The organism is Arthrobacter sp. CAN_A6, from assembly GCF_015751715.1.
GTDB lineage: Bacteria > Actinomycetota > Actinomycetes > Actinomycetales > Micrococcaceae > Arthrobacter_D.
This window is the reverse complement of the sequence record NZ_JADOUV010000043.1, coordinates 1-1,329: the sequence shown is the minus strand read 5'-3', so window position 1 is coordinate 1,329 and position 1,329 is coordinate 1. Positions and strand designations below refer to the sequence as shown.

The 1,329-nt window shown below is 63.4% G+C and carries 1 protein-coding gene; it reads left to right on the top strand.

Annotated elements, in window-relative coordinates:
* Window positions 1-49 precede the first annotated feature (49 nt).
* A protein-coding gene (locus IWX75_RS17475; RefSeq protein ID WP_196823529.1) for an IS3 family transposase occupies window positions 50-1,287 on the top strand; the annotation gives its coding sequence in 2 pieces (ribosomal slippage) (window positions 50-314 and window positions 314-1,287; 1,239 coding nt in all).
* Window positions 1,288-1,329: the final 42 nt, after the last annotated feature.

Genomic DNA, 1,329 nt, shown 5'->3' with positions numbered 1-1,329 from the left:
TGCGGTCGTATGGTTTTGTGAGACAGCTTGATTGGAGCCTCCGTTTCAGATGACCGCTCATAGTAAGAAGACGTACGACCCCGCGTTCCGTGATGAATCCGTGCAGCTTGTCCTGACCTCGAATCGCCCGGTGAAGCAGGTCGCGGTGGAGATCGGGGTGAAGGAAAGCACGCTGGGGAACTGGGTGCGCACGTACCGCGCTGAGCATCCCGCTGCTGCGGACCCGGCAGGAGCCAGGGCCCCGGTGTCCTGGGATGAGCACCAACGGGCACTGGCCGAAAACGCCAAGCTGAAGGCCGAGGTCGAGTTCCTGGGAAAAGTCAGCGCCTTCTTTGCAGCGAAGCAACGGTAGAGGATTTCTACGAGTTCATCGAAGTAGAGAAGGCCAATCACCCGATTGCCTGGCTGTGTCGGATGCTGAAGGTGCCAAGGGCCTCGTTCTACCGGTGGCGGAACCCTTCGGGTCCCTCGCCCAGAATGGTGCGCCACGAACAGCTCAGCGCGGCTGTCACCGAGCTCTACGAGAAGGAGAAAGGACGTGCTGGCCGGGACCAGCTGACGCTGATGCTCAACACAGCCGGCATCGTGGTCTCCGCCCCGACGGTGGGCGCGATCATGCGCCAGCACGGGCTACGGGCGGTACGCACCAGCGCGTGGAAGAAGACCACCGTCCAGGACCCGCAAGCCAGAACAGCGCATATCCGCAACCACATGCTCGACGAGGACGGCACCCGGGACTTCACCTCCGAAACGCCCGGGAGTCGGCTCGTCGGGGACATCACCTACCTACGCACCGGCGAGGGATGGCTGTATCTGGCGACCGTGATCGACCTCTGCACCGGCATGGTGATCGGCTGGTCCATGGCCGAACACATGCGCGCGAGCCTGTGCACCGCGGCCCTGAGCATGGCCCGGAACCACGGATACCTCGCCGACCACGTCGGCGGTGAGGACTCTCGCAGCGTTGTGTTCCACTCGGATCGCGGCGCCCAATACACCTCCCAGGAGCTCCAAAGCTGGTGCGCCGGGAACGCGGTCACCCAGTCGATGGGAGCGGTCGGGGTGTGCTGGGACAACGCGGTGGCCGAGAACTTCTTCTCGCACCTGAAAACCGAGTTCTACCACCACGAACGCTTCACCAGCCAACTCGCCGCCAGGACCGCTGTCATGGACTACATCGAGGGCTGGTACAACCGCCGCCGACCGAACCGCAGAGCCGGCGGAATAGCACCGGCAGCAGCGCTAACCGCCTACCAGACCCGCGACCAGGAACCCCTGGCCGCGTAACCCGAAACAACAAAGAACTGTCTCACAAACTTGACGAGCGCA